Raw genomic sequence first — 13,333 nt, forward strand, 5'->3', positions numbered from 1 at the left:
ATTATTTTTCCAGTAGGGCTGTCAAAGTCTCCACACTTTCAACATGATAAACAACTGCTGATTTATCAATTTTTTTCAGAAAGCCAGACAATATTTTCCCTGGACCAATCTCGATAAACTCTGTCACACCAGCTTCCTGCATTTTAGCGATACTATCGTAGAAACGAACTGGCTCCATGACCTGACGAGTTAACAATTCCTTAATTCTGCCAGTTTCCATGATATCCGCCTCTGTATTGCCCACTAGCGGAAGCTGAAAATCAGCAAATTCTGTTTCAGCCAAAACCTGGGCTAATTGCTCACTGGCTGGTTTTAAGAGTGCTGTATGGAAAGGACCTGAAACATTCAGCGGAATCAAGCGCTTCACACCTGCTTCTCTGAGGAGTTCCACTGCTTTATCCACCGCTGCCACATCTCCCCCAATGACGATTTGACCTGGAGTATTATAGTTAGCAGGAGAGACCACTCCTAGCTGACTGGCTGTCTGGCAGGCTTCTTCAATAAGACCTACGTCCGCATTTAGCACCGCAACCATCTTTCCAGAACCAGCAGGAGCTGCTTCCTCCATGAAAGCTCCGCGTTTAGCGACTAGAGCTACCGCTGTTTTGAAGTCCAGCGCACCAGCAGCTACCAAGGCAGAGTATTCGCCTAGAGAGAGGCCAACCACCATATCAGGCTGGATTCCTTTTTCAGTCAACAAGCGATAAATAGCAAGAGAAGTTGTCAAAATTGCTGGTTGAGTATAGCGAGTTTGGTTGAGTTTTTCTTCATCTTGGTCAATCAATGCCCGAACATCATAGCCCAGAACTTGACTCGCTTCCTCAAAAGTCGCCTTAACCACATCATACTGCTCATAGAGGTCACGAGCCATTCCCAGATATTGGGCTCCCTGACCAGCAAATAGAAAGGCTGTCTTAGTCATTTCTAGTTACTCCTGCCCAACGTTTTGCTTCTTGCTGAATCTTCTCAGCAGCGCCATAATAGATATCCTTGAGGATTTCTTCGACTGTTTCTTCCTTGCTGACCAAGCCGGCAATCTGACCGGACATGACGGATCCGTTTTCCACATCGCCACGGACAACTGCATTGGCCAAGGCACCAGCACCCAGATTTTCAAAAACAGTCAAGTCTGGATTTTCTTGCTTGAAGGCTTCTTTTTCAGCCTTTTCAAAATCGCGAGTCAGCTTATTCTTGAGCGCACGAACCGCATGACCGAAGTGTTGAGCAGAAATTGTCGTATCAATATCACGAGCTTTCAAAATCATATCTTTATAATTTTGATGGGCATTGGATTCCTTAGCTACAACGAAGCGTGTTCCGACCTGAACCGCTTCTGCTCCTAACATAAAGCCAGCTGCAGCACCAGATCCATCCGCAATACCACCAGCCGCAATAACTGGAATGTTAACTGCTTCTACAACCTGACGAACCAAGGTCATGGTTGTTAACTTACCGATGTGACCACCGGCTTCCATCCCTTCAGCAATGACGGCATCCGCTCCTATTTTTTCCATCCGTTTAGCCAAAGCCACACTTGGTACAACAGGAATCACAGTAATACCTGCTTCGTGGAAACGAGCCATGTACTTGCTTGGATTGCCCGCACCAGTCGTCACCACTTTTACACCCTCTTCGATCACCAAATCCACGATGTCATCTACAAAAGGCGACAAAAGCATGATATTGACACCAAAAGGACGATCCGTCAAAGACTTAATCTTGTCAATATTAGCTTTCACCACTTCCTTAGGAGCATTTCCGCCACCGATGATCCCAAGACCACCAGCTTTTGAAACAGCACCAGCCAAGTCACCATCTGCGACCCAGGCCATACCACCTTGGAAAATAGGATATTTAATATCTAATAATTCTGTAATTCGTGTTTGCATAATACCTTCCTCTAATCATTGCTTAAGTAATAGCTCGAGCCCAAACCGCTAGATAGCAGCCTTTTTACTTTGAAATTCAAACTATTACCTAAACAAGAGAGAATATCTTGCGATACTCTCAAATCTTTATTATTTTGTTTTTTCTTCTACGTAGGCAACCAAGTCACCAACTGTTTTCAAGCCTTCTTCAGTCTCAATTTGGATGTCAAATGCATCTTCGATTTCTGAAATTACTTGGAACAAATCCAATGAATCCGCTTCAAGATCATCGAAAGTTGACTCAAGTGTAACTTCTGATGGCTCTTTACCAAGTTCCTCAACGATAATTTCTTGTACTTTTTCAAATACTGCCATGGATAGACTCCTTTAAAAAATATATTTTTTATCTATGTGTTTCCACATGATTAACTAAATTGTAACAATAAGCGTGCCCCATGTCAAACCTCCACCGAAACCTGACAATAAAATAGTCTGATCTCCGTTCAGCTTAATCAAGTCCTGTTGGACACACTCAGATAATAAAATCGGGATACTAGCTGCACTAGTATTGCCATATTCCATCATATTAGCAGGTAGTTTTTCCCGAGAAACTCCTAGTTTCTTCGCCATTTTATCTAAAATTCGGATATTGGCCTGATGCAAGAGCAAATAATCAAGCTCATCCACTGAAAATGGACTCTCTTCAATGGTATTTTTGATAGACTGTGCCACATCACGAATAGCGAAATCAAAGATTGCTCGGCCTTCCATTTTCAAATAGCGATCATCAACTTGCTTTTCCGAAAATGGAGAGGACAAACCAAGTCCACCACAAGTCAAACTCTGACCTCTCAAGCCATCAGTAAACTGGCTTTCAGCCCAAAAATGCTGCTTTTCTGCTGATTCAAGCAAGACTCCTCCAGCCCCATCACCAAATAAGACTGACGTCGCACGATCCGACCAATCAACGACCTTCGATAGCGTTTCGCTACCGATGACCAAACCTCTTTGATAGCGACCAGAAGAAATGAACTTTTCTCCAGTTGATAAGGCAAAGATGAAGCCACTGCAAGCTGCCGTCAAGTCAAAAGCAAAAGCCTTGGTAGCTCCAATATTGGCCTGCACTCTAGCTGCAGTTGACGGCATCATAGAATCTGGAGTGATCGTCGCAATAATGATAAAATCAAGCTGATCAGCAGACAGTTGAGCCTGTTCTAGCAATTGCTCAGCAACCTTTGTAGCTAAATCGCTTGTTGACTCAGTTCGAGATAAATGTCGCTGTTTGATACCTGTTCGACTTGAGATCCATTCATCACTTGTATCCATCATCTTGGCCAGATCATCATTTGTGACAACCTGCTCTGGAGCATAATGAGCTACTTGAGTAATTCTTACATAGTTCATTATTTCAGCTCCTCTAAAAAATTATACAAGTTCTGCAAACCTTTTTGCATTGCATTTTTTTCTTCTGGGGACATTCCTTCCACTACTTGCATGACCATGCGATTGTGGAATCGTTTATGAAGGCGATACAAGAGCCTCCCCTTCTTAGTCAAACTCAGATGAACTACACGACGGTCAATGGATGAACGGCGACGCTCGATATACCCTTTACGCTCCAAGTTATTCAAGCTGGTTGTGACAGTCCCCAAAGTGACTAACAATTCCTTTGAAATATCGCTTGGAGTCGCATTAGGCATGGTACCAATAACATCAATAGTGTGCATTTCTTTAATCGAGACGTCTTTAAATTGACTGCCTCGGAGGCTGGACTCTTCAATAACCAAAACATTATTAAAAATAGATGTTAAATAATCATTGACTAATTGATAATTCAAACCAACACCTCCTTCATAAATACTTTGACATTCAAATTTTATCAGATCTCAAAATAATTTGCAAGTCCTTTTGAAAATTTATTTGATTTTCAAACAATTTTCTTATCTTGCAAATCGTTACTTACCTGTAAATTGTGGACGACGCTTCTCAGTATAAGCTTGGACACCTTCTTTGAAGTCCTCAGTGAAAGCAAGAGACTTCTGTAAAGATAACTCCAACTCCGCATATTCTTTCCAACCGCTGAACAGGCTCTTCCAGACCATTTCTTTCATAGCTCTGTAAGAATTCAGCGAACCGCGTTTTAGCTTCTTCAGCAACTGTTCCGTTGTTTTTTCTAGCTTCTCTGCTTCACAGACCTTATAGAGCAAACCATAATCCAGAGCCTTCTCAGCAGTCAAGGCCTCTCCCGTCATGACCAAATGAGTCGCCCGAGTCACACCAATTGCCCGAGTCAGAAGATAAAGCCCGCCGGCATCTGGCGCTAAGCCCACTCCCACAAAAGCTTGAATGAAGCGAGATTTTTCTGTCGCAATACAGAAATCTGCAGCCACGACCATATTGGCAGCTGCACCAGCAACAGGGCCATCCACACTCATGATAACTGGCTTGGGTAGCCGTTTCATGGCAAAAGAAATGTCATTGACCAGCTCTGCAATTTTTACCAAGGATTGAATATCGTCAGCACTGACAGCTCTTTGCATCTCAGCTAGGTCGCCACCGACAGAAAATACCTTCCCATTGGCATTGATCACTAGAAACTTCACTGCCTCATCATTTGCGGCCAGCTCAATCGCTTCTAAAATCTCCTCACACATAAAGATATTGAAACCATTTGAAACTTCAGGACGATTGAAGGTAATAGTTGCCACTTCATCAACTACCTTATAAAGAATACCATTAAAAGTCATTCTAACTCCATTCCAGACTGGGTAATTACAGTCGTTTTATTTCATAATTAAATAATTTGATAGTCAAATTACATTTATTCTAGCATAAAAGATGTCAGAAAGAAAACAAAAACTGGAAAATTTGATTTCATATTCGTTTTTTGCTTATTTTTGCAACAAATTTACATAAAGCAGTACTTCTGATAGATTTGCAAAATTTTCAGAATTTTGTTATAATTTTTCCTAAATCATGTTTAGGAGTTTCTATGAAAGTTGTAAAATTTGGCGGAAGTTCACTCGCTTCTGCTTCACAATTAGAAAAAGTCTTACATATTGTAAAGTCTGATGCTGAGCGTCGCTTCGTTGTCGTTTCTGCACCAGGAAAAAGAGATGACCAGGATACAAAAGTCACCGATGCCCTGATTAAGTATTATCGCCAGTACATTGCAGGAAATGATGTCTCCAAGGAGCAAAATTGGATTATTAAACGCTACTCCGATATGGTCTCTGAGCTAGGTCTAAAATCTGCAATTATTGAAAAAATTTCTAAGAGCATCATCTCCCTAGCTACTCTGCCAATTGAAAGCAATGAATTTCTTTACGATACTTTCCTAGCAGCTGGTGAAAACAACAATGCTAAGCTCATCGCAGCTTACTTTAACCACAATGGCATTCCGGCTCGCTACGTCCATCCTAGAGAAGCTGGACTAGTGGTTTCAAGCGAACCAGGAAATGCTCGGATCCTTCCTTCAAGCTATGATAAATTGGAAGAACTAATTCATTCCGATGAAGTCCTTGTCATCCCTGGCTTCTTTGGTGTCACTCAAGATGGACAGATCTGTACTTTTTCTCGTGGCGGGTCGGATATTACAGGATCAATTATTGCAGCTGGTGTCAAAGCTGATGTCTATGAGAACTTCACTGATGTAGACGGCATCTTTGCTGCCCACCCTGGGATTATTCATAAGCCACGTTCCATCGCCGAGCTTACTTACCGTGAAATGCGAGAATTAGCCTATGCAGGTTTTACCGTCCTTCACGATGAAGCTCTGCTTCCAGCCTATCGCGGAAAAATTCCACTCGTTATAAAAAATACCAACAATCCAGAGCACCCTGGTACTCGCATTGTCCATAAACATAGCGAAGATCATCCTCCTGTTGTAGGAATCGCTGGTGATTCTGGCTTCGTAAGTATTAACATGTCCAAGTATCTCATGAACCGAGAAGTTGGATTTGGCCGAAAGGCGCTTCAGATTTTGGAAGATTTAAATATCGGTTGGGAGCATATGCCAACAGGAATCGATGATCTTTCCATCATTCTTCGTGAACGTGAATTAACTCCAATCAAAGAAGAAGAGATTCTACGCCAGCTTGTACAAAAAGCAGAAGTAGACTACGCTGAGATTGAGCATGATCTTTCTATCATCATGATTGTCGGCGAAAAAATGAAAAGTCATATCGGGGTGACGGCTACTGCGACTAGAGCTCTTTCTGACAACAAAATCAATATCCAAATGATGTCGCAAGGTTCCAGTGAAGTTTCTATCATGTTTGTTGTCAATAAAAACCAAGAAAAAGAAGCCATCCGTGCTTTATATAAAGCATTCTTTGGCAGCTCAGAAAGCAATGAATAAACCGAATAAGTAAACAACAAAGACCTAGCTCTATGTGGAGCCAGGTCTTTCCTTATTCTTTCTTGCTTATAATAAACCTTTTTTCTTTTCCAAGATCAAGTCCTTAACAGATATCAACAGGACAGCCAGCAAAATCATGCCCATACCTACAAAATCAAGCAGATAAAAGTGTTCATTCATAATGACAAAGGCAAAAAAGACCGCTGAAATTGGCTCAATCGAAGCTAAGAGACTAGATTTAACAGGACCGACCAAGCTTGTTCCCTTCAAAAAGACGGTGTAAGCAAAGATTGTTCCGATGACAATGATGCCGACCAAGGCTAGAAGGATATCTAAACGGAATTGCCACTGATGCTGGAAAATACCGCTGAAAGGAAGGAGCAAGATACCTGCAATGGTCATCCCAATCCCGATTACCAGCATGCTTCCCCACTTTTTAATGAGCCCAATCGGCAAAAGAATATAAAGTGCATAAGTAAAAGCTGAGAAAATACCTAAAAATAAGCCTTTTGGCGTCATCGAGAGCTGATTGACCTGACCGTGGGTCGCAATCAGAAAGGTTCCACCTATGGCTAGAATCATTGAACAAATCTGAGCCACAGTCGGTGCTACTCTGTCTTTGATACAAGTGTATGCCAAAACACCAACAGGACAGAGATATTGTAAAACCGTTGCTGTTCCTGCATTCGTCTCATGAATGGCCGCTAAATATGCATATTGATTGATGAATAAGCCTAGAACTGCAAAAAGTGAAATGTGTAGAAGAGAGCTCTTGTCTTTCCAAATCTCTTTAAAAGAATCTTTATTTGTCGCATAAGCCAACATCATCAAAACCAAACCCGCTAACAACAAGCGCACATTGGTCAAGCTCAGTGCCGAAAAACCATGCTCCATCAGATATTGACCACTTGTTCCCGATAAGCCCCAAGCAATCCCCGCAGCCAAGGTATAAAGGGTTCCCCTTAAAACTTTTGACATCCCAAACCTCTTTCTGTTAGCTTTGATCATTATAACATAAACCATAAAGAAAAATCAGTCTGTTTTGACTGATTTTTTATGATTTAGCAGAGCCCAAAAATGGCTAATCCTCTATCTCAAGAAGTAAATAAGGCAAACCTAATATAAAGCCAATAATTCCTAGCATAGCTCGCATTCCAGAAGCTGTAACAAGTACCTTCTGGCCATCTTTCACTTGAATCTTATGCGATTTCATAAAGCTTTGTCCAACCTGTAGTTCAACACTGTCTCCCTCAAAAATCAACGTTTTACTTTCATTATTCGCAAGTTTATCCACAAGTTCACCATTTAGATATACTGCAACATTTTGGGCAACTCCAACTATACCCGTAGAACGCGTAATGGTAAATTTTGGCATCAAAAACTCCTTTATTTCAAGCTAACCTATCAACAAAAATTCTTTAGTTTATTCTTCAATCCTAGCTGAGTAAAAAGGCAGAAGAAACATTAAAGCCATAGCAAGAAGCAATAAAATTGCACGCACTAGGCCACCAAAGAACAGGCCGAGCAATAAAACTCCTAGACAGCTAGAAAAATTCGTAAAATTCGTTTCAACCAACAAGGTTTGCCCTGCTTTAACTGTCACTGGCTTGGTTCTCATAGGAGCAGCTCCTACACGAACAACAGCTTCTTCTCCCTCAATAGGAAAGGCAGCCTCGTCACCATTCTGGATTGTACCAACCTTTTGACCATTGATTAAAATTGGAAAATTCCCAATAATCCCTACAAAACCTGTTCCACGTTTTACTTTAATTTCTGACATAAGGACTCCTTTATTTTTTATCTATTTTACCATAAGTTCCATTCAAATAAAAGGTAAAAACCAGCCTCACGACTGGTTTTCCCCTTATTTCTAAAGTTTTTCCAACTCTTCATTGAGCAATTTTTGTGCTACTTGCGGGTTGGCTTGACCCTTGGTAGCCTTCATCAATTGACCGATCAAGGACTTGGCCGCATTCTTGTTTCCGCCCTTATAGTCATTGATGGCTTTTTCATTATCCGCAAAAACTTGCTGGATAATAGGAAGAAGTTGAGCAGGATCTGAGATTTGGATCAAGCCTGCTTTTTGTACATATTCCTTAGCAGAGCCACCATTTTTAGCCAGATGAACAAAGACCTTCTTAGCAATCTTAGAGGAAATTGTGCCATCTGCAATCAGCGCAATCATCTCAGTCAGGTTCTCAGGTGTCAGCTCAATCTCAGAGATGGTCTTGCCTTCGGCATTGAGGTATTGCGCCACTTCTCCTTGGAGCCAGTTAGAGACAGATTTAGCATCGCCACCTGCCGCAACAGCTGCTTCAAAGAAGTCTGACACAGCCTTCGTAGCTGTCAGCTGCTTAGCATCGTAGTCAGACAGACCGTAGTCGCCCACATACTTGGCACGGCGCTCTTTTGGAAAGGCTGGCAGGCTACTGCGCACTTGCTCAATCCAAGCATCTTCGATCTCAAAGATAGGCAAATCAGGCTCTGGGAAGTAACGATAGTCAGCCGAACCTTCCTTCACCCGCATGAGCAGAGTTTCGCCAGTTGCTTCATCATAGCGACGGGTTTCCTGACGGATTTGACCTCCACTGCGTAGGATTTCTGCTTGGCGTTTTTCCTCAAATGCCAGACCCTTACGGACAAAGTTGAAGGAATTAAGGTTTTTCAGCTCAGTCTTAGTACCAAATTCTTCCTGACCGTAAGGACGGATGGAAATATTGGCATCGACCCGCATGGAGCCCTCTTCCATCTTGACATCCGAAATGCCCGTGTACTGAATGATTTCCTTGAGGGCAGTCAGATAGGCATAGGCTTCTTCTGGACTGCGCATATCCGCTTCGGATACAATCTCAATCAGAGGCACCCCTTGACGGTTGAGGTCCACATAAGAATAGCCGTCACTACCGTGGGTATTTTTTCCTGCATCTTCTTCCAAGTGGGCCCGCTCGATACGGATTTTCTTGGTCGTGCCATCTTCTAGCTCAATCTCAATCCAGCCATTGTAGCCAATCGGCTCATCAAACTGAGAAATTTGATAGGCTTTTGGATTGTCCGGATAGAAGTAATTCTTGCGGTCAAAGTGCATCTTCTGGTGAATATCCATGTTCAAAGCCAGAGCAGCCTTGATACCATAGTCAATGACACCCTTATTCATAACAGGTAGAACACCTGGGAAGGACCAGTCAATGATATTGGTGTTGGCATTAGGATCTTCACCGAAGTGAGCTGGAGCTGGTGAGAAAATTTTTGAATTGGTCTTCAATTCAACATGGACTTCCAGTCCGATAACTGTTTCAAAGTTCATTATTTTTCACCTCCAAAGATAACTGGCTGCTGTTTGTGATAGTCAGTCGTCGCTTCAAATGCTGCGGCTGCCTGATAGATGGTCGCTTCATCGAAGTGGTTCCCAATCAGCTGCAGGCCGACAGGAAGACCATCTGCAAAGCCAGCTGGGATTGAAATGCCCGGCAGGCCAGCCAGATTGACTGGAATGGTCAAAAGGTCAGCCAAATACATGGCCACAGGATCCTGGTTTTGGCTGCCCAAGTCATAAGCAACCGTTGGTGCAGTTGGACCTAAGATCAAATCATATTTTTCAAATACCTTGGCAAAATCTTGCATAATCAAGGTACGAACCTGACCAGCTTTCTTGAAGTAAGCATCGTAGTAACCAGATGACAAACTGAAAGTACCCAGCATGATGCGGCGTTTCACCTCTTCACCAAAGCCTTCGCTACGAGATTTGACATAGACATCTTCTAGATTTTCAATTCCTTCTGCGCGGTAGCCATAGCGAATACCGTCAAAGCGCTGCAGGTTAGAGCTGGCTTCAGAGGAAGCGATGATATAGTAAACAGCCACGCCATACTTGCTGTGGGGCAGGCTCACTTCTTCAACAATCGCACCTAGACTTTCCAAGTGCTTGGCTGCTGCCAAAATTGTTTCCTTGACCTTGCTGTCAATTCCCTCACCCATGTATTCCTTAGGCAAGGCAATCTTCATGCCCTTGATATCTTGGCCAATCTTGCTGGTAAAGTCTGGTACTGCCTCTTGTGATGATGTAGAATCCTTAGGATCATTACCAGAAATGACGTTCAATAACTGAGCATTTTCCTTAACCGTCTGAGAGAAAGGCCCAATCTGGTCTAAAGAAGAACCAAAAGCAATGAGACCAAAACGGGAAACCCGTCCATAGGTTGGCTTGAGGCCGACTACACCGTTAAAGGAAGCAGGCTGACGAATAGAACCACCCGTATCTGACCCCAGTGACAGACGAACCTGACCAGAGGCAACAGCTGTCGCTGAACCACCAGATGATCCACCGGGAACCTTGCTGCTGTCCCAAGCATTCTTAGTCGTCTTAAAGTAAGAGTTTTCGCTAGATCCACCCATGGCGAACTCGTCCATGTTGGTTTTCCCGACGATAATCATGTCCTTACCATAGAGCTTCTCCACGCTGGTCGCATCGAAAATTGGCTTATAGTTGTAGAGCATTTTAGAGGCAGCTGTTGTCAAAATTCCCTTGGTTGAGATATTGTCCTTAACCGCCAGCGGAATTCCGCTCATAAGATTATCAGCATCAATGCCCTTGGCATCCAGAGCTGCTGCCTGAGCCAATGCCTCCTCTTCGCTGACAGTAATAAAACTATCCACGGCAGCTTCACGTTCTTTGATGTCTGCCAAAGTCGCCTGAGTTAACTCTACTGCAGAAATTTCTTTTTTGACCAGCAAAGCATGCAGCTCTTCAATGGTCTTGTGATTAAAAGTCATTAGGCATCTCCTCCGTCATCTAGGATGGCAGGCACTTTGATGTAGCCCCGCTCTTTTTCAGGTACATTTTGGAAAAGCTCTTCCCGGTTCCAGCCTGGCTGAGCCACATCTTCTCGCATATAGTTGATGTTAGCTGCCACATTGGAAGTGAAAGGCACACCCTCCGTGTCCACTTCATTGAGCAATTCGACCATGTCGACAATTTTAGACAAGGTTGTCGCAAACTCAGCTGTCTCTTCTGGTGAAAAAGCTAGTTTAGACAGTTTTGCAACGTGACTTACTTCTTCTTGAGTAATCTTCATCTCTGATTCCTTTCATAAGATAGACGAGCATGAATACTGACCGAAAACGATAAATCTAAGAAAAATCTTTATCTTCGAGGCTTTAGCTCGCATTATTTTGCTAAGATAGGGGCGCCAAGCTCTCGTAGCTGCGACCTCTTTCTTTGGCTTCTTCCTGATTTCTTCAGGAATTCGCATCATTTCATTTTACCATATTTCCGGCTAATTCTTCAATTCCAAATGCAGTTCTTTGAGCTGTCTTTGATCAACCAAACTTGGACTTTCCAACATAGGGTCAAAACCAGTACCATTTTTCGGAAAAGCGATGACTTGGCGGATATTTTCTTCCCCAGCCAAAATCATAACCAGGCGATCTAAGCCAAGAGCCAAGCCACCGTGTGGTGGGAAGCCGTACTCCAACGCTTCTAGGAAGAAACCAAAGTCCCGCTCATAGTCTTCCCGACTCATGCCCAGTAGCTCAAACATCATTTCCTGAGCCTTCCGATCATGAATCCGCAGACTTCCTCCGCCAATTTCATAGCCATTTAAAACGATGTCATAAGCGTGGCTACGGAATTGGTCTGGCTCCTGACCTTCTTCAAAAATGCCCTGTGTGAAAGGATGGTGCATGGCTTGATAGCGGTTTTGATCTTCATTCCACTCCAGCAGCGGCCAATCCACAACCCAGAGGAAATGAAGCAGACTTGGGTCAATCAAATCCAAAGCTTTTGCAACTTCTAAACGTAGATGCCCCAAAGCTTCCTGAGCCCGACGCTTCTTGGCCATGACTAGCAGAATCAAGTCTCCATCCTTGGCCTCAAAACGTGCCTGCAAATCCTGACTTTCAGCTTCAAAGGTGCTAGCCAAATCACCAACCAACTGGCCATCTTCAACCTTGAGACTGACCAAACGACTGCAGCCAAATTCCTTCATTTCTTGATAAAAATGACTGAGCTGCTTCTTGCTAAAAGCGCTAGCTGCATCGGGCACACAGATTCCCATCACTTCCTCTTGGCTATCCAAGGCTTTCTTGATGAGAAGCGAGTCATTTTCTTGGCACAAATCCGTCAAACTCTTCAGCTCTAAACCAAAGCGTGTATCTGGCTTATCAGAGCCGAAGCGGCTCATAGCCTCTTCATAGCTGATAGTTGGAAAAGCTTCCGTCAGCTCTAAACCATGAGTTTTCTTGACAACAGCCTTGAGCATAGCTTCAACCAGAGCTCGGATTTCTTCCTCGCTGGCAAAGCTCAGCTCCAAATCCACCTGGGTAAACTCTGGCTGACGGTCTCCCCGCAGGTCTTCGTCACGGAAACAACGAACAATCTGATAATAGCGCTCAAGTCCTGCTCCCATCAGCAATTGCTTGAGCATCTGTGGGCTCTGAGGCAGCGCATAGAATTGATTTTTAAAGACCCGACTAGGAACCAAGAAGTCTCTAGCCCCCTCAGGAGTTGACTTGGTTAGATAGGGTGTCTCCACTTCCAAAAAGTCCAAACCGTTCAAATATTCCCGAATGGTTGAGGTGACCTGATGACGAAGCTTGAGGTTATGTGTCATCTTCTCACGGCGCAAGTCCAGGTAGCGGTATTTCTGACGCAGGTCTTCCCCTGTATGGGCATGCTGATCCAGTTCAAAAGGCAGGGCCTTGCTACTAGCAATGACTTCAATCTTTTCAGCCCTCAGCTCAACCTGACCAGACTTGATGGCCTTGTTGACAAAGCGGGCTTCCCGCTGAACGACTTGCCCTGTCACTGCGATGACATCCTCTTTGCCAATTTCTTCTAGCCTAGCAAAATCTTCAATATCACCGCCAACGAAGACCTGAAGCAAGCCCTCGCGGTCCCGCAATTCAATAAAGGCTAGCTTGCCGTGATTGCGGATGTTGGCCACCCAGCCAGTTGCAGTCATGGTCTGTCCAACCTGCTCTAAACCATAGTTTCCGATAAAAATTTCTTTCATATTCTTTCCCTCTCAAATCAATATGTAGCTCCGCCCTGTTGTTCAGGATATAAGCAGCAATCTTCTATCATCTTCACCTGACCTACTGCAAAATA

Annotated in this window: 14 protein-coding genes; 1 reads left to right on the forward strand and 13 read right to left on the reverse strand. The window is 43.6% G+C overall.

Features of this window, described 5'->3' with window-relative positions:
- Position 1 precedes the first annotated feature (1 nt).
- From fabD to fabM, 6 genes are all read right to left on the reverse strand, one after another.
- Complete coding sequence (gene fabD, locus HMPREF9960_RS06495) at positions 2 to 922, reverse strand: ACP S-malonyltransferase (protein ID WP_005591708.1); 921 nt, start codon at positions 920 to 922, stop codon at positions 2 to 4.
- Positions 915 to 1,889, reverse strand: coding sequence for an enoyl-[acyl-carrier-protein] reductase FabK (gene fabK / locus HMPREF9960_RS06500; RefSeq protein WP_005591707.1), 975 nt, complete (start codon positions 1,887 to 1,889; stop codon positions 915 to 917). Before fabK ends, fabD begins: the two co-directional genes overlap by 8 nt.
- 129 nt (positions 1,890 to 2,018) lie before the next feature.
- Positions 2,019 to 2,243 carry an acyl carrier protein gene (locus tag HMPREF9960_RS06505; RefSeq protein ID WP_005591706.1) on the reverse strand — a complete coding sequence of 75 codons (225 nt, stop codon included), beginning with the start codon at positions 2,241 to 2,243 and terminating at the stop codon, positions 2,019 to 2,021.
- Positions 2,244 to 2,297: 54 nt separating this feature from the next.
- Complete coding sequence (locus HMPREF9960_RS06510) at positions 2,298 to 3,272, reverse strand: beta-ketoacyl-ACP synthase III (protein WP_005591705.1); 975 nt, start codon at positions 3,270 to 3,272, stop codon at positions 2,298 to 2,300.
- Positions 3,272 to 3,706: a fatty acid biosynthesis transcriptional regulator FabT gene (gene fabT, locus HMPREF9960_RS06515; protein WP_005591704.1), complete on the reverse strand. Its 435-nt coding sequence runs from the start codon at positions 3,704 to 3,706 to the stop codon at positions 3,272 to 3,274. The genes HMPREF9960_RS06510 and fabT overlap by 1 nt, the downstream gene beginning before the upstream one ends.
- A 117-nt stretch (positions 3,707 to 3,823) precedes the next feature.
- Positions 3,824 to 4,615 carry a trans-2-decenoyl-ACP isomerase gene (gene fabM / locus HMPREF9960_RS06520; protein ID WP_005591703.1) on the reverse strand — a complete coding sequence of 264 codons (792 nt, stop codon included), beginning with the start codon at positions 4,613 to 4,615 and terminating at the stop codon, positions 3,824 to 3,826.
- Positions 4,616 to 4,860: 245 nt separating this feature from the next.
- On the opposite strand from fabM, the gene HMPREF9960_RS06525 reads away from it, so the two are divergent.
- On the forward strand, positions 4,861 to 6,228 hold the full coding sequence (locus HMPREF9960_RS06525) for an aspartate kinase (RefSeq protein WP_005592275.1): 1,368 nt from the start codon (positions 4,861 to 4,863) through the stop codon (positions 6,226 to 6,228).
- 66 nt (positions 6,229 to 6,294) lie between these two features.
- Here the strand turns inward: HMPREF9960_RS06525 and HMPREF9960_RS06530 are convergent, their stop codons facing one another.
- From HMPREF9960_RS06530 to aspS, 7 genes are all read right to left on the reverse strand, one after another.
- On the reverse strand, positions 6,295 to 7,206 hold the full coding sequence (locus HMPREF9960_RS06530; RefSeq protein ID WP_005592301.1) for a DMT family transporter: 912 nt from the start codon (positions 7,204 to 7,206) through the stop codon (positions 6,295 to 6,297).
- 103 nt (positions 7,207 to 7,309) lie between these two features.
- On the reverse strand, positions 7,310 to 7,603 hold the full coding sequence (locus tag HMPREF9960_RS06535) for a hypothetical protein (protein WP_005591700.1): 294 nt from the start codon (positions 7,601 to 7,603) through the stop codon (positions 7,310 to 7,312).
- A 48-nt stretch (positions 7,604 to 7,651) separates the two neighbouring features.
- A complete protein-coding gene (locus HMPREF9960_RS06540; protein WP_005591699.1) occupies positions 7,652 to 8,008 on the reverse strand; it encodes a hypothetical protein in 357 nt (118 codons plus the stop codon).
- Positions 8,009 to 8,098: 90 nt separating this feature from the next.
- Positions 8,099 to 9,532, reverse strand: coding sequence for an Asp-tRNA(Asn)/Glu-tRNA(Gln) amidotransferase subunit GatB (gatB, locus tag HMPREF9960_RS06545; RefSeq protein WP_005591698.1), 1,434 nt, complete (start codon positions 9,530 to 9,532; stop codon positions 8,099 to 8,101).
- Complete coding sequence (gene gatA, locus HMPREF9960_RS06550) at positions 9,532 to 10,998, reverse strand: Asp-tRNA(Asn)/Glu-tRNA(Gln) amidotransferase subunit GatA (protein ID WP_005591697.1); 1,467 nt, start codon at positions 10,996 to 10,998, stop codon at positions 9,532 to 9,534. Before gatA ends, gatB begins: the two co-directional genes overlap by 1 nt.
- Positions 10,998 to 11,300 (reverse strand): Asp-tRNA(Asn)/Glu-tRNA(Gln) amidotransferase subunit GatC, encoded by a 303-nt coding sequence (gene gatC / locus HMPREF9960_RS06555; RefSeq protein WP_005591696.1) that lies wholly within the window; start codon positions 11,298 to 11,300, stop codon positions 10,998 to 11,000. Before gatC ends, gatA begins: the two co-directional genes overlap by 1 nt.
- Positions 11,301 to 11,501: 201 nt before the next feature.
- Positions 11,502 to 13,238: an aspartate--tRNA ligase gene (gene aspS, locus HMPREF9960_RS06560; RefSeq protein ID WP_005591694.1), complete on the reverse strand. Its 1,737-nt coding sequence runs from the start codon at positions 13,236 to 13,238 to the stop codon at positions 11,502 to 11,504.
- Positions 13,239 to 13,333: the final 95 nt, after the last annotated feature.

The sequence above is a fragment of the Streptococcus cristatus ATCC 51100 genome (assembly GCF_000222765.1).
GTDB lineage: Bacteria > Bacillota > Bacilli > Lactobacillales > Streptococcaceae > Streptococcus > Streptococcus cristatus.

What these genes read in the sequence shown, in the direction of transcription:
- fabD (WP_005591708.1), bottom strand. Translation starts at nt 922, where the DNA reads ATGACTAAGACAGCCTTTCTATTTGCTGGTCAGGGAGCCCAATATCTG.
- fabK (WP_005591707.1), bottom strand. Translation starts at nt 1,889, where the DNA reads ATGCAAACACGAATTACAGAATTATTAGATATTAAATATCCTATTTTC.
- HMPREF9960_RS06505 (WP_005591706.1), bottom strand. Translation starts at nt 2,243, where the DNA reads ATGGCAGTATTTGAAAAAGTACAAGAAATTATCGTTGAGGAACTTGGT.
- HMPREF9960_RS06510 (WP_005591705.1), bottom strand. Translation starts at nt 3,272, where the DNA reads ATGAACTATGTAAGAATTACTCAAGTAGCTCATTATGCTCCAGAGCAG.
- fabM (WP_005591703.1), bottom strand. Translation starts at nt 4,615, where the DNA reads ATGACTTTTAATGGTATTCTTTATAAGGTAGTTGATGAAGTGGCAACT.
- HMPREF9960_RS06525 (WP_005592275.1), top strand. Translation starts at nt 4,861, where the DNA reads ATGAAAGTTGTAAAATTTGGCGGAAGTTCACTCGCTTCTGCTTCACAA.
- HMPREF9960_RS06530 (WP_005592301.1), bottom strand. Translation starts at nt 7,206, where the DNA reads ATGTCAAAAGTTTTAAGGGGAACCCTTTATACCTTGGCTGCGGGGATT.
- HMPREF9960_RS06535 (WP_005591700.1), bottom strand. Translation starts at nt 7,603, where the DNA reads ATGCCAAAATTTACCATTACGCGTTCTACGGGTATAGTTGGAGTTGCC.
- HMPREF9960_RS06540 (WP_005591699.1), bottom strand. Translation starts at nt 8,008, where the DNA reads ATGTCAGAAATTAAAGTAAAACGTGGAACAGGTTTTGTAGGGATTATT.
- gatB (WP_005591698.1), bottom strand. Translation starts at nt 9,532, where the DNA reads ATGAACTTTGAAACAGTTATCGGACTGGAAGTCCATGTTGAATTGAAG.
- gatA (WP_005591697.1), bottom strand. Translation starts at nt 10,998, where the DNA reads ATGACTTTTAATCACAAGACCATTGAAGAGCTGCATGCTTTGCTGGTC.
- gatC (WP_005591696.1), bottom strand. Translation starts at nt 11,300, where the DNA reads ATGAAGATTACTCAAGAAGAAGTAAGTCACGTTGCAAAACTGTCTAAA.
- aspS (WP_005591694.1), bottom strand. Translation starts at nt 13,238, where the DNA reads ATGAAAGAAATTTTTATCGGAAACTATGGTTTAGAGCAGGTTGGACAG.